Source organism: Corynebacterium sp. KPL1818 (genome assembly GCF_000478135.1).
Taxonomy (GTDB): Bacteria; Actinomycetota; Actinomycetes; order Mycobacteriales; family Mycobacteriaceae; genus Corynebacterium; species Corynebacterium accolens.
Genome location: NZ_KI515758.1, coordinates 91,804 through 106,400, shown reverse-complemented (window position 1 = coordinate 106,400; position 14,597 = coordinate 91,804). Strand labels below are relative to the sequence as shown.

The window sequence follows — 14,597 nt, the reverse complement described above, 5'->3', positions numbered from 1 at the left end:
CCGTTAGAGATCGCTACAAACCGCTATAGATGCTCCGCCAGCCGCGCCACGGCTTCGGGGCTTCCCACCTCTTCTGGGAGCCAGGGGATCTCGTGAACCGGGGTATCGGGAAGCTTATCGTGCAAGAGCGCTAGGGCCTCGTCCTCGGCGGCGCGGCGGGAGGCCAAGAACTCGCCTTGGTCCGCAGGCGTGCGGCGGTTGACCAACATGGAGCCTACCCGCACGCCATTGCCGGTGAGATCCGCGTGGAACTCGGAAGACTCCAAGACGGGCAGGCGCTCGGCGGTGAGCACGATATGGAACACGGTGCGCCCTGAGGTCAGCGCAGCGCGCAGGTGCTCGAAGCGCTCGCGGCGCTGGAAGAGCGTGGCTCGGATTTCCTGATTGCGCCGGTCCACCGGATCGTTATCGGCACCGGACTCCGCGGACATCCCGCGCACCAGCGAGCCGAATTTATCGGATTTCTCGCGCCGGGCAAGCAGCCCATCGGTATAGGCCGCCATGATTTCCGGCAGGGCCATCAGCCGGGAGGTGTGACCGGACGGGGCGGTATCGAAGATGAGGTAGTCATACTCGTCCGCGTTAGCGACCAAGGTGGCCATGCGCTCCAAGAGCGCCGCCTCCTGCGTGCCGGGGGATTGCCGGGCCAAATCTAGGTGCTTTGTTACCTCGCGGTGCAAGTGCTCCGGCATGAACCGGCGCATCGAGGCGCCCACGGTCGCGAGGTGTTCCTCGGTGGCGCGGGCCGGATCGAGCTCGATGGCGGAGAGGGAGGGGGTGAGGTGAGAGGGGGCATCGGAAAGCGTGGCATCAAAGATATGCCCCAGGTTGTGCGCCGGATCCGTGGAGACCAACAACACGTTGTGGTCCTGGGAAAGCGACAGGGCTGTGGCGGTGGCGAGGGTGGTCTTGCCCACGCCGCCCTTGCCGCCAAAGAACATGATGGGCGCGGTTTCTAGCAGCATTGAATATTCTCCAGGGGTGATTTATCCATGCCCATGCGTGTGTGCCAGGCGTGGAAATCTTCGTAGACCAGCGGCAATAGCTCCAGCGTGTAGTAGCTGGCGGGGTTGGGGATGCCGAGCGCCTCCGAGGCCACCAGCATCATAAATAGGTCATCTTCTTGCTGCTGGGCCTTGGCAAAGACGGCGCGGTACGGGGCCTGGTAGAACTCATTGAGTCCCGCGCCGAAGGCCTTAAGCTTGTCGAGCATGCTGGGGAAGGGGAGCGTCGGTATCGTCGTCGGTCCACTCCAGCGGTGGTTCCTTGCGCGCGTTGGAGATGGCGCCGATCGACTCCACGATGACCCAGATGGAGGCGATGACGATGACGACGTCCATGCCGAAGAGCAGCCAGTTCTGATCCGCAAACAGGGATTTCAGCTGTAGCAGCGCTGCCCACAGCGACATGATGGTGACGAAGATGAGCGGGATGATAACCGGCAGGGTAGGCCGGCGCAGGTGGGTGAGGATGACCACGACGATGGCCAAGGATAGGCTGGCCATGAGCTGGTTGGTGGTACCAAAGAGCGGCCAGATGGTCATACCGCCGGAGCCGTCCGCACCCGCCGAGAAGGTCAGGCCGAAGGCCAGGCCCACCGCGATGATGGTGGAAACCAGCGCCGTGATGCGGATGCCCATGATCTCGCCGATTTCCTGGACCACGATGCGCTGCAGGCGCACGCCGGAGTCCATGGTGGTGGCGGCGAAGAGCACGGCCATGGTTGCCAGGATAGTGGCAGACAGCGAGGTGGGAATGCCCAGGCCCTCGTTCATCAGCGCGCCGCCGCCCTGCACGAAGGCGTTGACGCCGCCGGCGTTCCACTCGGCGTAGATTTCCTCCCAATTCGCCAGGGTCTTAAAGCCGGCGGTAGTGGCGATGATGGTGCCGAGCGCGAGCAGGCCCTCGCCCACAGCACCGAAGTAACCCACGAAGCGAACGTCGGTTTCCTTATCAATCTGCTTCGACGAGGTACCCGAGGCCACGATGCCGTGGAAACCAGAGATGGCGCCGCAGGCGATGGTGACAAAAAGCAGCGGGAAAATGCCCGGGGTTCCGTCAGGAACGTTCTCGCGCACGGCAGGGGCGGCAAGCTCCGGACGGGTGATAAGGAAGGAGCCGTACAAGATGATAAGACCGACGAAAAGCTGCAGGCCATTGATGTAATCGCGCGGCTGGAGCAGTACCCACACCGGCAGCAGCGAAGCGATGAAGGCGTAGATAAATAGCAGGATGATCCACACGCCGTTGGCGGGAATACCCAGGACCGTCTCTGGCAGCACGACCGGGAAGCGGTCACCCAGGACCATCAGCGAGTACAGCGCCACCACGCCCACGAGGGAGACCAGCGGCAGGTTCCAGTTCAGGCGGTAGATGGCCTGCCCAATCAGCAGCGCGACGGCGATGGCGCCCCACGTGGGAATGACCGCCGAAGGCGTGGAGATAAGCAGGTTCGAAATCACCACGGCGAAGGCAGCATTGACCATGAGCAGCAGCAAGAAGATCACAATGAGGAAGAGGTTGCGCCCGCGCTTGCCGATGTAGCGCCCCGACAACGTACCAATCGACTGACCCTTGTGCCTTTGCGAGGCCCATAGCGCGCCCAGGTCGTGCATGCCGGCGATAAAGACGGTGCCGAACGTGACCCACAGGAATGCCGGGAGCCAACCCCAAATGACGGCCACTGCCGGGCCGATAATCGGTGCCGCACCCGCCACGGAGGTGAAGTGGTGGCCCCACAGCACGTATTTATTGGTGGGAACGTAATCCACGCCGTCTTTGAGGCGGTGCGCCGGGGTGGTGTAGTTCTCTGATAGCCGGAAGATGCTCTTGCCCAGGAATTTGGAATAGAGCAGGTAGCCGGCCAGCATCATCGCCACGCCGATGATGACAAGGATGAGAGAGTTCATGGCTGTGTCTCCTTGCGCGTCGAAGGTGGGGTGTTGTGTATCACAGGTCTGAACAGTATGTCACGGTTCACACAAATTCTTGCAGTGCGGGTGAATTAAGGGGGTGGTGTCCCACTATGTGGACGCGGTGGAGGGGCTTATGCGTTCCTTTGCGCGCTCGGCGTGGCTTGGCGGACATATCTGGGCCAAATCGCGGGTAGCGGGCGGGATTAAAGGACCCTGCTGGCGCGGCATGTATCCAGTAGTGCCGAAGTACCGTGGTTAACGGCGAAGGCTCAATCGACTGGACTTATGGAGGAGTCGTTATCTCGCTTCCTCCAGTTGGGAGCCCTTTGGTGGCGGCACTTGTAAATCTTGACGAAATATCTTAAAAATTTCCGAACAGCGGCTTTTTGGCGAGGTAGCGAATGATTCGATTTTCGGTCTGGCGAGTCTACTGGAGCTCGAATTCTACAACGTCAACTTCGTCTGTATCCGCTAATCCGGGGTAGTGGGTATCTAAAGCTTCGTGAAGCTCGGATAGAGAATTGAACCCGTCATTTTTAGCTTGCTTTTCCGACAGCAGCCCGCGCTGGGTAGATACAACGGCTGTGACCTGTGCGGGTAAGCTGACGACTTCCCCGGTTTCCTTCTCAAAGACTATTTGGGCTTTTCCTTCATTGAAGGGATCATCTACTCGGATTGTTTGACGCTTTTCTCCGCTCCGAATGGAATCCTCGTAGCCTTCCCACATGTAGATGCGCTGCTCTTTTTCCAAGTCTTGCAAGTTAAACGCGAATGGAAGAAGTTCTTCCACAGTGGGCGCAACGAGGCCGTTGCTTCCGCGCACAATACACTGGATAGATGGATCGACATCAAAAAGTACCTGGCGGCATTTACCACAGGGTGAAATAACTTGACCGGTAGGTCCATATATGGCGACTACTGCTTGGATGGGATCCCCTGGATAACTAGCGGCATGGTTTGCTAAAGCAGAGACTTCGCCACAGGGGCCACCAAGGAAATGGTGTGCGTTTAAACCGAGAACGTGTTTTCCTGATTTGGTCAGGAGGGCTGCGGCTACGGTGTGGTCTCCTCCGTCTTGGAAGCGCTGCGCATGGGCGGCTGCTTTGGCTGTTAATTCCCGAAGTTCGTTAGTAATCACGCTCTAATGGTAGTAACTACTAGCAGCTTCGATCTGAAGTGTCCCAGATTTTCCCATCTACTCAAACGGAACAAAACCTGGGACACTTCAATGTCGGATATTACCTACCTGCGCACCGGTGAAGGATGGTTGTACTTGTGCGCGGTCCGCGACGGCCATTCCCGCAGGTTACTGGGCTGGGCTATGGATAGCGTGCAAGACACAAGTTTGGCCGAACGGGCCCTGCGGATGGCGCATACATTGCGCGGTGATGTTCCTGACGGGCTGGTGTTTCACGCCGACCGGGGAACACAATTTACCAGCGAACAACTCTGGGAGGCGTGCCGCAATCTGGGCGTTGCTCAATCCGTGGGGCGTACCGGGGTGTGTTTCGATAATGCGATGGCTGAGTCGTTCTGGTCGACGCTTAAGACCGAGTTCTACGACCGGAAGCGCTGGCCCACCCACGATGCTGCGCGTCAGGCTGTGGCTTACTGGATTGAAGTGGTCTACAACCGTCGACGCCGGCACTCCGCCCTCGGGATGGTCAGCCCTATCGATTTCGAGAACCATATCACCCAAACCAGAAACGAAGAAGAAATAGCTGCCTAACCACTAGGTAGCTTGACTACGTGCCCACGATTTGCGGGCAACCCCACTCGCATCTGACACTAGACAGTAAACTCTTATTAATATAAAGTAAGGCTATGCTAGAATCGTTTACAAAAGGGCGTGTAGTTCTCGCGCTCGTATCCGCCTTAGCTCTAGGGGCAGGCCTTGTGGCGTGTTCTTCTGATTCTTCTTCTACGGAAGAGAACGGAGATAAGAAGATCGAGCGAGTTGTGGCGCTCGATTGGCGCTACGAGGAAATTCTCAAGGCCCTCGATGTGGACCCAGTGGGAATCGTGGAAATCGGTAAATCGGAGGCGCCGACCACCTTAAAGGGCCAGCTGGAGCAGGCCACCTCAGTGGGGCAAGCCAAACAACCGAACCTAGAGGTTATCCAATCCTTGGAGCCAGATCTGATCCTGGCTAGCCCTACCCGCCAGGCCAATATCATGCCACAGCTAGAAGAGATTGCGGATACCGAATCCTACTCAGATGAGACTTACTCGGACGTGCTGGATTCGATGGATGAGATCGCGGCCAAGCTTGGCAAAGAGGAAAAAGCCAAAGAGGTCCGTCAGCGCATCGAGGACAAGATCGCTCAGACTAAGGACACGGTAAAGCCAGGCAGCCGTGCTGTTGTGGCCGGTTGGTCCAGCGAGCTGCTCTATACCTGGGTCAATCCTTCCTTCCCCCAGTCCCTGCTGAGTGAGGTGGGCTATGACTACGCCTTTGAAGGTGAGAAGTCATCCATCGAATCCAAGACCGATGTAGCGGAGCTGACTGGCGATAAGCTCCCCGGTATGAAGGCTGACCGGGTCTTTATGTACAAGGACGTCGATGCGTTTAAGAAGACGCCCTATGCTAAAGGGAGCGGTGACATCGTAGAAGTAGACCAAGATATCTGGTCACGCGCCCGCGGGCCGCTTTCTGCTGAGCACATGCTCGATGACATTATTGCAGCTGAAAAGTAGTGGCACTACGAACTAAAACCGGTTCCTGCTTGGTCCTTGCCACCGCTGTCGCCGTGTTCGTGTGGTGGTGGCGGCTTCGCCATGTTCAGGTGCCAGTTGATGCCCCGTGGCTGGAAGAAGAGCTACATAGCGTGGCTTTTGACCGCCTCCTTGCTACCACGGTGGTTGGTATCGCGTTAGGTGTGGGTGGGCTATTGCTGCGCACGGCCACCGCGAACCCGCTTGCCGATCCGTCCATTACTGGTGTGAACTCCGGTGCGGCACTCGGTGCAGTCGCAACCGCAATGTTTATAGGAAGCGAAACCTCGAGCGTCGATCAGCTGCCCGGTGCGCTGTTGGGCGCAGGGATTGCTGTGGGGGTGACTGTGGGCGTCGGTAAGAGCGGTGAGATCCAGCGCATGGTGCTTGTTGGCGTTGCCGTTTCCACGCTGTGTAGCGCTTTGACCTCCATTTTCCTGGTAATCGATGAGGCTCAACTGGCTACGGTGATGTCATGGCTTTCTGGGCGGCTTGCAGGGGTGCGTCTGGGCGAAATTGTCCCCGCGCTGGTTTCCGTGCTGGTCGTGGTGCCCTTGACCTTAGTCAGTGCGAAAAGATTGGACTTACTCGTAGCTGGCGATGCCGTGGCCGGTGCTGTAGGAGCGAAGCCGGAGCGAATTCGATTGGCTGCCATTGTGGCGGCGGTAGTGCTCATTGCTCCGGCGGTGGCCGCAACCGGGCCGATTGGGTTCTTGGGGTTGATGGCTGCAGCAGTTGCGTGGCGGGTTTGTGGTCCGCATCACCGCGTGGGGTTGTGCGTGGCTGGAATTGTTGGAGCGGCGGTGCTCCTAGTGGCCGATTCGATTGGCCAAGCAATCTGGGCGCCGGCCGAGACCCCAGTGGGCATCGTGACTTCTTTGGCTGGCATGCCACTGGTGCTGTGGTCCGTCCATACGCTGGGGAGGAGCAAGCATGCGGCATAAGAGATTTATTGTAGTGCTAGTAGGACTCACCCTGGCGTTGGTGTGTAGCGCGGTTATCGGCATGGGCGTCGGTGCAGTGATGAAGCCGCCGGCTGAGGTGGTCACCGCTTTCTTTACCGGAGAGCCGCTCATCTGGAAGTACCGCGCCCCGCGGATCTTGGTGGGTATATGCGCAGGCGTTGCCATGGCCGTTTCCGGCTGCCTATTGCAATCCGCGCTGCGGAACCCCTTGGCCGCACCAGATACGGTGGGTATTACCTCCGGCGGTGGACTCGCGGCCGTTGCGGTACTCATGGGAGCAGGCGCCCTGCCGGCCCACCTGTTGACTTTTATTGTCTTTATCGGTGCGCTGGCAGGAACCGCGCTGGTTCTCCTCCTCGCTGGACGTGGGGCGAGTGACCCGGTACGCCTGCCGCTTACCGGGGTAGCGGTATCTTTTGGGCTGGGTGCAATCACCGAACTGCTGCTGGTGCGCGCCGCCCCAGAAGCAGGCGCGGCAATGACATGGCTGAAAGGTTCGCTTTACGCCCGCTCGCTTGGCGATGCCACCATTGTCGCTCCCTTCATCCTTCTCGCCCTAACCGTTGCGATGGTGGTGGCAAAACACCTGGATATGCTGGCGCTAGATGATTCCACCATGGCCGGTATCGGCGTCAGGACTAGGATGTGGCGCCTCATAGCCATCGCCTTGGCCGTCATCCTCGGCGCCGCAGGGGTCGCTGCGGCTGGGGTCTTGGGGTTCGCCGGGCTTATCGTTCCACATGCTGCCCGTTTGGTGGTCGGTACGAACCTGCGCCGGCAAATACCCGTGGCGGCGCTCGGCGGCGCGGTCCTTGTCACCGCATGCGATTCGGTAGGCCGGTGGGCCTTTGCGCCCACGGAAATTCCCGTCGGTGCGCTCATCGCGTTGATTGGCGCACCTTACTTCATTTTCTTATTGACTCGGCTCACCCGAGTGCGAAACGGAGGCTAGACATGACACTGACGTGTAGCGCATTAACCGTGGGCTACGGTGGTCCAGATGTGGTCAAGAATGTAAATCTCCACTTAGCCAGCGGTCAAGTAACTGCCCTTATCGGGCCAAATGGCTGCGGTAAGTCGACGCTTCTCAAGACCTTGGGCCGCCAACTTACACCCAGCTCAGGCGCAGCCTACCTCTTAGGAAAAGATATCAGCGAGTATTCCTCGCGCGCTTTTGCCCGGGAAGTTTCTTTCCTGCCACAACACCCCGTGGCCCCGGAAGGTGTAGTAGTGCGCGACGTCATCGGCTACGGCCGCTATCCCTATACGGGGGCGCTAGCAACGATGCGGGCCGGAGATCATGAAGCGGTAGAGCGTGCAGCCAGACGTGCTGGGGTGAGCGAGCTGCTTGATACCCCCGCCGCAGACCTTTCGGGCGGCCAGCGCCAGCGCGTTTTCCTCGCTATGACGTTGGCGCAAGAAACACCAATTACCTTGCTTGATGAGCCAACTACTTACCTCGACCCCGCGCACCAATTGTCCATCTTGGACCTCATCCGAGATCTTAACCGTGCCGAGACTACGGTGGTCATGGTGGTCCACGATATGGTCCATGCCGCGCGTTACGCCGATCGAATCGTAGCTATGCGTGAGGGGCGCATTGTGGCCGAAGGGCCCACCGAGGAAGTTATGACCGCTGAACTCGTACGCGAAACCTTCCATGTTGAGTGCCTAGAGATGACTGATCCATCTACCGGTCGACGCTTCCCCATACCCATTTCCGTTCACGCTCCTGAACTTTTCGGACCCCAGAAGGAAGAAGATAAATCTCTTTAAAAGAACACGTAGTAATGGAAAACGATCTAGGCCATAAGATCGACTCGAACCGCACACTTATCTTTTGACAACTCCTTAGGGACCATAGTCTGCAAGAATGTTCCAGCCCGATCTCTCGGCACACCAACGGTCACTGGCCTGTAGTTAGAATCCACGGTTTTCGGGTAGGTGCCGTTGCGGTAACTGTCTGTTCCAGCAGCAGCTTTGCCTTCCCTATCGCCGGGCTCATAGCCAAGGTGGGCATCCATCTCAGCATTCAAACCTCTAGTGATCGAGACTTGCAACATGCCCCGAACCAGGTCGTTGGCATCCGTTGTATGCGTGCCTAGGTCATCAATCAGTTTCGCGATTTCAGGGTTAGCAAGAAGCTTCTTTTCAATCGCATCAATCTTGGCCTTATCAACTTAGATCTCGTCGTGCCACACTAGTCATTCTGGCTTATCTCCTTATGCAGGTTGGGAACCTACACACAAACCATTAGACACTCTCTCAATAGCGGCCACCGAATCCGCATAGGAGACTTTGACATGCGCAAAGCCACCTCCCCAATAGAACCGGACGAATAAAGGAAACAGCCGAGCCGACTCCGTCGGCCCGCCGCAGTACCAACTACCCAGAACACAGCAGTTCCGAGTCCCCAGTACACCGGTACCAAAACCTCGCATCTGACAGCGCTATCACCGCACGGTAATCCGTCGTAACCGGAGTCCTTCCGGTACGTGCCGCACCCGAGCGGTGTATCTCCCGGAATGAAGTGTCCCGAGCATTGTGAACTGCTACCGGTTTCATACTCAAGCGCTACCGGATGGTCACGACACTGCTACCAAATAGCCGGTCACAACAGATTCCATCACGGTGAAGTGCATGCCACATTGTCCGCACGCCTAAGATACCGTCATTATCCCGATGAATAGCACTAATGCGTTCAATTAGCACAACCGTCACGAAGGCGACGAGCACTTAAGCCCTCGGGCTTTGGACTGGCGATAACCACGCGAGGTGATAAACCCGCCAGCCCGGTTATTTTTCAACGTCTTGCAGATGAACTCGACAGAGAAATGATTCCGGTATTTATCGATGAACCGGATCATAATCGAGGCTTGGGGCCTGGTCGTGAGGCGAAAAAGCTGACGCGGCCTTCAGCAACTCGTTGGTATCTCGAAGCTGGTGATTTTCGCGGCGTAGCCTGGCATTTTCGGCAGCCACGTCTTCAGGAACAGGTTCTGGGGTTCTTCCTGCACGGCGAGCAGGCTTAAGTCCATTGACGAGCTGTGTGCCATGAAACCCCCAACTTTGGAGCTACTGCCTGGCATGCGGGGCGCATTGACATGTTTTCCGCCACGATGCGGTCCTCTACAAGACGAACCACACGGTCCTTTAAATCCTGATCAAAATTTTTCTTGGCATGTTCCAGATTTTCCCATCTACTCAAACGGAACAAAACCTGGGACACTTCAATATGTCAGTTTAGGCATCACACACTTGTTTTCCTTTTAGAATAGGTATAAAAACTTAGCTATAGAGCGGGACAGTACCCGCAGCTACAGAATACCGGCGTTGAGTAAGTATCTCAGGGCCGGATTCTTTTTATAGGTGGGGAAGCGCAGGCTTAAACGAGGGTTAAACGATATTTTGTAGGAATCGTTAATGTTCTCGGTCGATACAGCGTCATGGTGTGTACTTGCTGTCTGTGCGCTCTTTCGTTGCTTTGGCAGACATGGCTGGGCCAAATCGCGGGTAGCGGGCGGGATCGACTACCCTTGGCTAACGTGAGCGAGCAGAAGAATACTGAAGTAAACGATGTCCCTGAGCAGCTGCGCATCCGCCGCGAAAAGCGCGACCGCCTGCTCGAATCCGGCGTGGAGGCCTACCCGGTATCCGTCGAGCGCACCATCGCGCTTAAGGAACTGCGCCATGATTTCCGCGTAGTGGCCGAGGGCGAAGAGCCGGGCAATGAAGAGGGCGTGACCTACCTGGAGCCCGGCGAGGAAACCGAGGTCACCCACGCCATCGCTGGCCGCCTTATCTTCATGCGCAATACCGGTAAGCTGTGCTTTGCCACCTTGCAGGACGGCGATGGCACCCAGATGCAGGCTATGCTTTCGCAGGCCAAGGTGGGCAAGGAGCGCCTCGATGCCTGGAAGTCCGACGTGGACTTGGGCGACTTCATCTCCGTTAGCGGCCACGTGGTTGCTTCCCGCCGCGGCGAGCTGTCCATCATGGCTGAGGAATGGACCATGGCGGCCAAGTCCCTGCGCCCGCTGCCGGTGTCCTTCGCGGATATGGCTGAAGATACCCGCGTGCGCCAGCGCTATAACGACCTCATTATCCGCGAAGAGGCCCGCAAGAACGCCATGGTGCGCGTGAAGGTCATGCGCGCGCTGCGCAATTACCTGGAAAGCCAGGACTTTGTAGAGATCGAAACCCCGATGCTGCAGACCCTGCACGGTGGTGCGGCCGCTCGCCCGTTTATCACCCACTCCAATGCGCTCGATATTGACCTCTACCTGCGCATTGCCCCGGAGCTGTACTTGAAGCGCGCCGTCGTCGGTGGCATCGACCGCGTCTTTGAAATCAACCGCAACTTCCGCAATGAGGGCGTGGACCGCTCCCACTCGCCGGAGTTCGCCATGCTGGAGACCTACGCCGCCTGGGGCGATTACAATGATTGCGCCCGCATGACCCGCGAGTCCATCCAGTCCGTGGCTCGCGAGGTCTTTGGTTCCACCACCGTCACGCTTGCCGACGGCACCGATTTCGACTTCGGCGGCGAGCAATGGCCCGAAATCGAGATGTATCCTTCCCTGAACGAGGCCTTGCAGCGCAAGTTCCCCGGTCAGCCGGAGGTCACCATCGATACCGACGTGGAGACCCTGAAGGGAATTGCCAAGGTCATCGGCCTCGACGTGCCGAAGGGGGAAGGCTGGGGCCACGGCAAGCTGGTGGAGGAAATCTGGGAGGTCCTGTGCGAGGACCAACTGGAAGGCCCCATCTTTGTGAAGAACTTCCCGGTGGAGACCTCCCCGCTAACCCGCCAGCACCGTTCCGAGCCCGGCGTGACCGAAAAGTGGGACCTCTACGTGCGCGGCTTCGAGCTAGCCACCGGCTATTCGGAGCTTGTCGATCCCGTCGTCCAGCGCGAGCGCTTCGAGGATCAGGCCCGCCTTGCCGCCGGCGGCGATGAGGAAGCCATGGTCTTGGACGAGGACTTCCTCGCCGCAATGGAACAGGGCATGCCGCCCACGGCCGGTACCGGTATGGGCATGGACCGCCTGCTCATGGCCCTGACCGGCCTCGGCATCCGCGAGACCGTGCTCTTCCCGCTGGTAAAGCCAGAACAGAAGTAGCCATACCCGGCGCCCACTCGGTGCCCGCCCACGCGGGCACACGTTAGCGCCCCGACACCGGCTGCAGCCTTTTTCTTTGCCTACATCTACGTACTTCTATCGACTTCACAAAAGTGCAACCTCCTCGGTGATATCTGAGTGAAAAATGCTACATTTCAGGGCCGAGTTTGCTCAGTTAGCACCGAGGACCTATTGCATAGGAGGATGCGCATCCGAGGTTGCACAAAAGAGGTTGTGCATCGAAGGCTGCACAATCGAGGCCGAACGAGAGGCGTTGCGCATCGGAGGCCGCGCTGCGAGCAGTGGGCGGCAAGTGGAAAACGAGCCGGCGAGCGGCCTCAGGCACCATCGGTAGGAAGCGGGCCCGCGGAGCGGTCATCGCGCAGGCGTTTGATGATGTTTTCTGCAGAAATCAGGCACATCGGCACGCCGACGCCTGGCACAGTGGTCGCACCAGCGTAGTAAAGGCCGGTCACCTTGCGCGAGGCATTGCGCCCGCGGAAGAATGCGGATTGAAAAAGCGTATGCGCTGGCCCCAAAGCCCCGCCTGACCAGGAGTGATAGCGCTCGGCAAAATCGGCGGGGCCAAGGGTGCGGGTGATGGTAATTCGCTCGTGCAGGTCTGGAATCCCGGCGGTGGCCGATAGCTGGTCGATGGCTGCTTGAGCGATCGCCTTAACGCGTGGGGACGCCTCGGGATGGTAGGCATCGCCGTGGCCAAGGTCTTCTGCAGCCGGCACGGGAATGAGGAAGAAGAGGTTTTCGTGGTCCTCGGGTGCCACATCGGCGTCGGTGGCTGAGGTTTTGGATATATAGATAGACCGCGAGGCCCCGAGCGGGCGCATAGGTTCTGGTCCAGAAAACACGGCCCGGAAATCCGGGTCCCAGTCCTGGCTGAACAAAAAGGTGTGGTGAGCTAGCTGCGGGAGTTTTCCCTGCACACCGGCGAGCACCACCACGGTGCCGAGCCCTGGATTGCGGCGGGCCCAGTAGCGCTGCGGATAGGTGCGCAGCTTCGGCGGTAAGAGGTGGGTTTCGGTATGGTGCAGGTCCGCAGCCGAGACCACAATATCGGCACCGATGTGCCCGTTTGTTGTGCGGACACCGGTGGCGCGGATGCCGGTGGCGCGGGCGGAGGAACCGCCGGCGGTGGTTATGGCGGTGACCTCTTCGCCCAAGCGGAACGTGGTGCCAAAATTTTGGGCTTGGCGGTAGATGGCCTCGACTACGGCAGCGAATCCACCGCGCGGGTAGCGCACGCCTTCCACCAAATCGGTATGGCTGAGCAGTGAATATAGCGCGGGGGTTGCGGCAGGTTCAGAGGAGAGAAAAACCGCTGGGTAGCTCAGAATCTGGCGCAGGCGCGTATCCGAAAATTTCTCATTGACATAGCGCTGCAGGCTGCTGGTTAAAAGCGCCGCGATTCGCGCTAGCCGATGCCGAATATCACTATGCACCAGGTTCAACGGCGCCGAAAAAGTGGTGTACAAAAAGTGATCGAGCGCTACCTGGTAGGCGTCGCTGGCATCTGCCAAATAGGTGCGCACCTGCTTGCCGGCGCCTCGTTCTATCGACTCGAAGAGTTGGGCCACGTTATCGGTTCCGGAGTGAATATCCACGGGGGTAGGTCGCGAGCCGCTGCCAGGAGTGGATGCGGTGGGGCTGCCGGTATAGACGCGGTAATCGGGTGAGAGGCCCACCAAGTCGAGCTCCGCTTCCGTCGAGGTGCCGCAGAGGGAAAAGAAGTGGTCGAAGGCCTCCGGCATGAGGTACCAGGACGGTCCGGTATCCCAGCGGAACCCGGCCTCCGTATAGCTGCCCGCGCGCCCGCCGACCTCGTCTAGGGAATCTACGACGGTGACCTCGTAGCCCTCTTTGCCCAGTAGGGCAGCGGTAGCCAGGCCGGCGATGCCGGCCCCGATGACAACGGCGCGCATCATATTCTCCTTAGTCTGCGGTATTTGGCGGGGGTCCTTCATCTACGCGTGAGCCCATCTCCGCGCGGTGCACTACCTCACCGCGCGCACCGCACGCACGGCGCGGGCGGCCAGCCACGCCTTGGTGCGATTCGGCACGGATATGCGGGTGGTGTTTAACTCCGCGGCGGGGGTAGCAGCGAGCCGGTTGGTGAGCTCGGCAAAGATATCGGCGGCCGCGCGCACGCCAACGCGGGCGGATAGCGGCAAGAGGTTAATGGCTTCTTCGGCGGCGGCGAGCTCGCGGCGGATGTCGGCGATGAGCGCGGATTTGGCGGCCTCGGAAAGCGCGCCACCAGCAGCCTGCGGGAAATAGGCCCGGCCGAGGACCGAGGAGTCCTCGCCCAGGTCCCGCAGGAAGTTAATCTTTTGAAACGCGGAACCCAAGTGGCGCGCACCGCGGTCCATCGCGGCGCGGTCGGCGGCGGAGACGGTCTCTTCCGCCAGGAAGACCTGCACGCACAATAGGCCGATGACCTCGGCGGAGCCGTAGATATACTTGGCGAGCTCGGAAGCGGAATACTCCCGCTGGTTAAGGTCTGCGCGCATGGAATCGAAAAAGGCCACGAGGTGCTCGCGCTGGAATCCGCAGCGCCTGGCGGTAATGGCATAAGAGTGCACGACGGGATCGGTGTGCAGCCTTTTCTCCGGCGCGGCCAAGATAGCGGACTCGTAGGCATCGAGCGCGGCGGCGGCATCGATGCTGGCTTGGTCAGCGGTGCCATCGACAAGCTCGTCCGCGATGCGCACCACGGCATAAAGGTGGCGGATGTCTTCGCGCACCCGCCCGCGCAAAAGGCGCGTGGCCAGGGAAAAACTGGTGGAATACTGCCCCATAACCTGCGCGGCCGCGCGCGAGGCCGCCTGGTCATAGCGAGTCAACATACTTGCAAAAGTAGCACG

Annotated in this window: 13 protein-coding genes and 2 pseudogenes; 7 read left to right on the top strand and 8 right to left on the bottom strand. The window is 59.2% G+C overall.

Features of this window, described 5'->3' with window-relative positions; translation table 11 throughout:
- Positions 1-23 precede the first annotated feature (23 nt).
- From HMPREF1261_RS00470 to HMPREF1261_RS00455, 4 genes are all read right to left on the bottom strand, one after another.
- Positions 24-965, bottom strand: a complete 942-nt coding sequence (locus HMPREF1261_RS00470; protein WP_023029574.1) for an ArsA family ATPase — start codon at positions 963-965, stop codon at positions 24-26.
- Positions 956-1,213, bottom strand: a complete 258-nt coding sequence (locus HMPREF1261_RS00465) for a cory-CC-star protein (RefSeq protein WP_023029243.1) — start codon at positions 1,211-1,213, stop codon at positions 956-958. The genes HMPREF1261_RS00470 and HMPREF1261_RS00465 overlap by 10 nt, the downstream gene beginning before the upstream one ends.
- Entirely contained in the window at positions 1,197-2,909 is a 1,713-nt protein-coding gene (locus tag HMPREF1261_RS00460; RefSeq protein ID WP_005284818.1) for a carbon starvation protein A, read from the bottom strand. Before HMPREF1261_RS00460 ends, HMPREF1261_RS00465 begins: the two co-directional genes overlap by 17 nt.
- A gap of 433 nt (positions 2,910-3,342) precedes the next feature.
- Entirely contained in the window at positions 3,343-4,053 is a 711-nt protein-coding gene (locus HMPREF1261_RS00455; RefSeq protein ID WP_034657790.1) for an ASCH domain-containing protein, read from the bottom strand.
- Between the two features lie 90 nt (positions 4,054-4,143).
- Between HMPREF1261_RS00455 and HMPREF1261_RS00450 the strand changes: the two are divergent.
- From HMPREF1261_RS00450 to HMPREF1261_RS00430, 5 genes and pseudogenes are all read left to right on the top strand, one after another.
- Positions 4,144-4,644, top strand: a pseudogene (locus HMPREF1261_RS00450) (IS3 family transposase); the annotation flags it as partial.
- A gap of 95 nt (positions 4,645-4,739) precedes the next feature.
- Positions 4,740-5,612, top strand: coding sequence for an ABC transporter substrate-binding protein (locus HMPREF1261_RS00445; protein WP_023029573.1), 873 nt, complete (start codon positions 4,740-4,742; stop codon positions 5,610-5,612).
- Positions 5,612-6,574, top strand: a complete 963-nt coding sequence (locus tag HMPREF1261_RS00440) for an iron ABC transporter permease (protein WP_023029572.1) — start codon at positions 5,612-5,614, stop codon at positions 6,572-6,574. The genes HMPREF1261_RS00445 and HMPREF1261_RS00440 overlap by 1 nt, the downstream gene beginning before the upstream one ends.
- A complete protein-coding gene (locus tag HMPREF1261_RS00435) occupies positions 6,564-7,547 on the top strand; it encodes an iron ABC transporter permease (RefSeq protein ID WP_023017976.1) in 984 nt (327 codons plus the stop codon). Before HMPREF1261_RS00440 ends, HMPREF1261_RS00435 begins: the two co-directional genes overlap by 11 nt.
- Positions 7,548-7,549: 2 nt before the next feature.
- A complete protein-coding gene (locus tag HMPREF1261_RS00430; protein ID WP_023029571.1) occupies positions 7,550-8,371 on the top strand; it encodes an ABC transporter ATP-binding protein in 822 nt (273 codons plus the stop codon).
- A gap of 74 nt (positions 8,372-8,445) precedes the next feature.
- Here the strand turns inward: HMPREF1261_RS00430 and HMPREF1261_RS12195 are convergent.
- Positions 8,446-8,739 (bottom strand): annotated as a pseudogene (locus HMPREF1261_RS12195) (transposase); the annotation flags it as partial.
- A 690-nt stretch (positions 8,740-9,429) separates the two neighbouring features.
- Between HMPREF1261_RS12195 and HMPREF1261_RS12630 the strand changes: the two are divergent.
- Positions 9,430-9,627: a hypothetical protein gene (locus HMPREF1261_RS12630; protein WP_156907259.1), complete on the top strand. Its 198-nt coding sequence runs from the start codon at positions 9,430-9,432 to the stop codon at positions 9,625-9,627.
- Here the strand turns inward: HMPREF1261_RS12630 and HMPREF1261_RS12920 are convergent.
- Positions 9,624-9,824: a hypothetical protein gene (locus tag HMPREF1261_RS12920; RefSeq protein WP_232018276.1), complete on the bottom strand. Its 201-nt coding sequence runs from the start codon at positions 9,822-9,824 to the stop codon at positions 9,624-9,626. The genes HMPREF1261_RS12630 and HMPREF1261_RS12920 overlap by 4 nt on opposite strands.
- A 316-nt stretch (positions 9,825-10,140) precedes the next feature.
- Here HMPREF1261_RS12920 and lysS point away from each other — a divergent pair, with 316 nt between their 5' ends.
- Positions 10,141-11,718, top strand: coding sequence for a lysine--tRNA ligase (lysS, locus tag HMPREF1261_RS00425; protein ID WP_034657788.1), 1,578 nt, complete (start codon positions 10,141-10,143; stop codon positions 11,716-11,718).
- Between the two features lie 338 nt (positions 11,719-12,056).
- Here lysS and crtI read toward each other — a convergent pair whose 3' ends face one another.
- A complete protein-coding gene (crtI, locus tag HMPREF1261_RS00420) occupies positions 12,057-13,658 on the bottom strand; it encodes a phytoene desaturase family protein (protein ID WP_034657787.1) in 1,602 nt (533 codons plus the stop codon).
- Between the two features lie 69 nt (positions 13,659-13,727).
- Complete coding sequence (locus tag HMPREF1261_RS00415) at positions 13,728-14,579, bottom strand: phytoene/squalene synthase family protein (protein WP_023029567.1); 852 nt, start codon at positions 14,577-14,579, stop codon at positions 13,728-13,730.
- Positions 14,580-14,597 lie beyond the last annotated feature (18 nt).

Excerpts from the sequence above, each read along its gene's own strand:
- HMPREF1261_RS00470 (WP_023029574.1), bottom strand. The coding sequence starts at position 965 with ATGCTGCTAGAAACCGCGCCCATCATGTTCTTTGGCGGCAAGGGCGGC.
- HMPREF1261_RS00460 (WP_005284818.1), bottom strand. The coding sequence starts at position 2,909 with ATGAACTCTCTCATCCTTGTCATCATCGGCGTGGCGATGATGCTGGCC.
- HMPREF1261_RS12630 (WP_156907259.1), top strand. The coding sequence starts at position 9,430 with ATGATTCCGGTATTTATCGATGAACCGGATCATAATCGAGGCTTGGGG.
- HMPREF1261_RS00445 (WP_023029573.1), top strand. The coding sequence starts at position 4,740 with ATGCTAGAATCGTTTACAAAAGGGCGTGTAGTTCTCGCGCTCGTATCC.
- HMPREF1261_RS00430 (WP_023029571.1), top strand. The coding sequence starts at position 7,550 with ATGACACTGACGTGTAGCGCATTAACCGTGGGCTACGGTGGTCCAGAT.
- crtI (WP_034657787.1), bottom strand. The coding sequence starts at position 13,658 with ATGATGCGCGCCGTTGTCATCGGGGCCGGCATCGCCGGCCTGGCTACC.
- HMPREF1261_RS00465 (WP_023029243.1), bottom strand. The coding sequence starts at position 1,213 with ATGCTCGACAAGCTTAAGGCCTTCGGCGCGGGACTCAATGAGTTCTAC.
- HMPREF1261_RS00415 (WP_023029567.1), bottom strand. The coding sequence starts at position 14,579 with ATGTTGACTCGCTATGACCAGGCGGCCTCGCGCGCGGCCGCGCAGGTT.
- HMPREF1261_RS00435 (WP_023017976.1), top strand. The coding sequence starts at position 6,564 with ATGCGGCATAAGAGATTTATTGTAGTGCTAGTAGGACTCACCCTGGCG.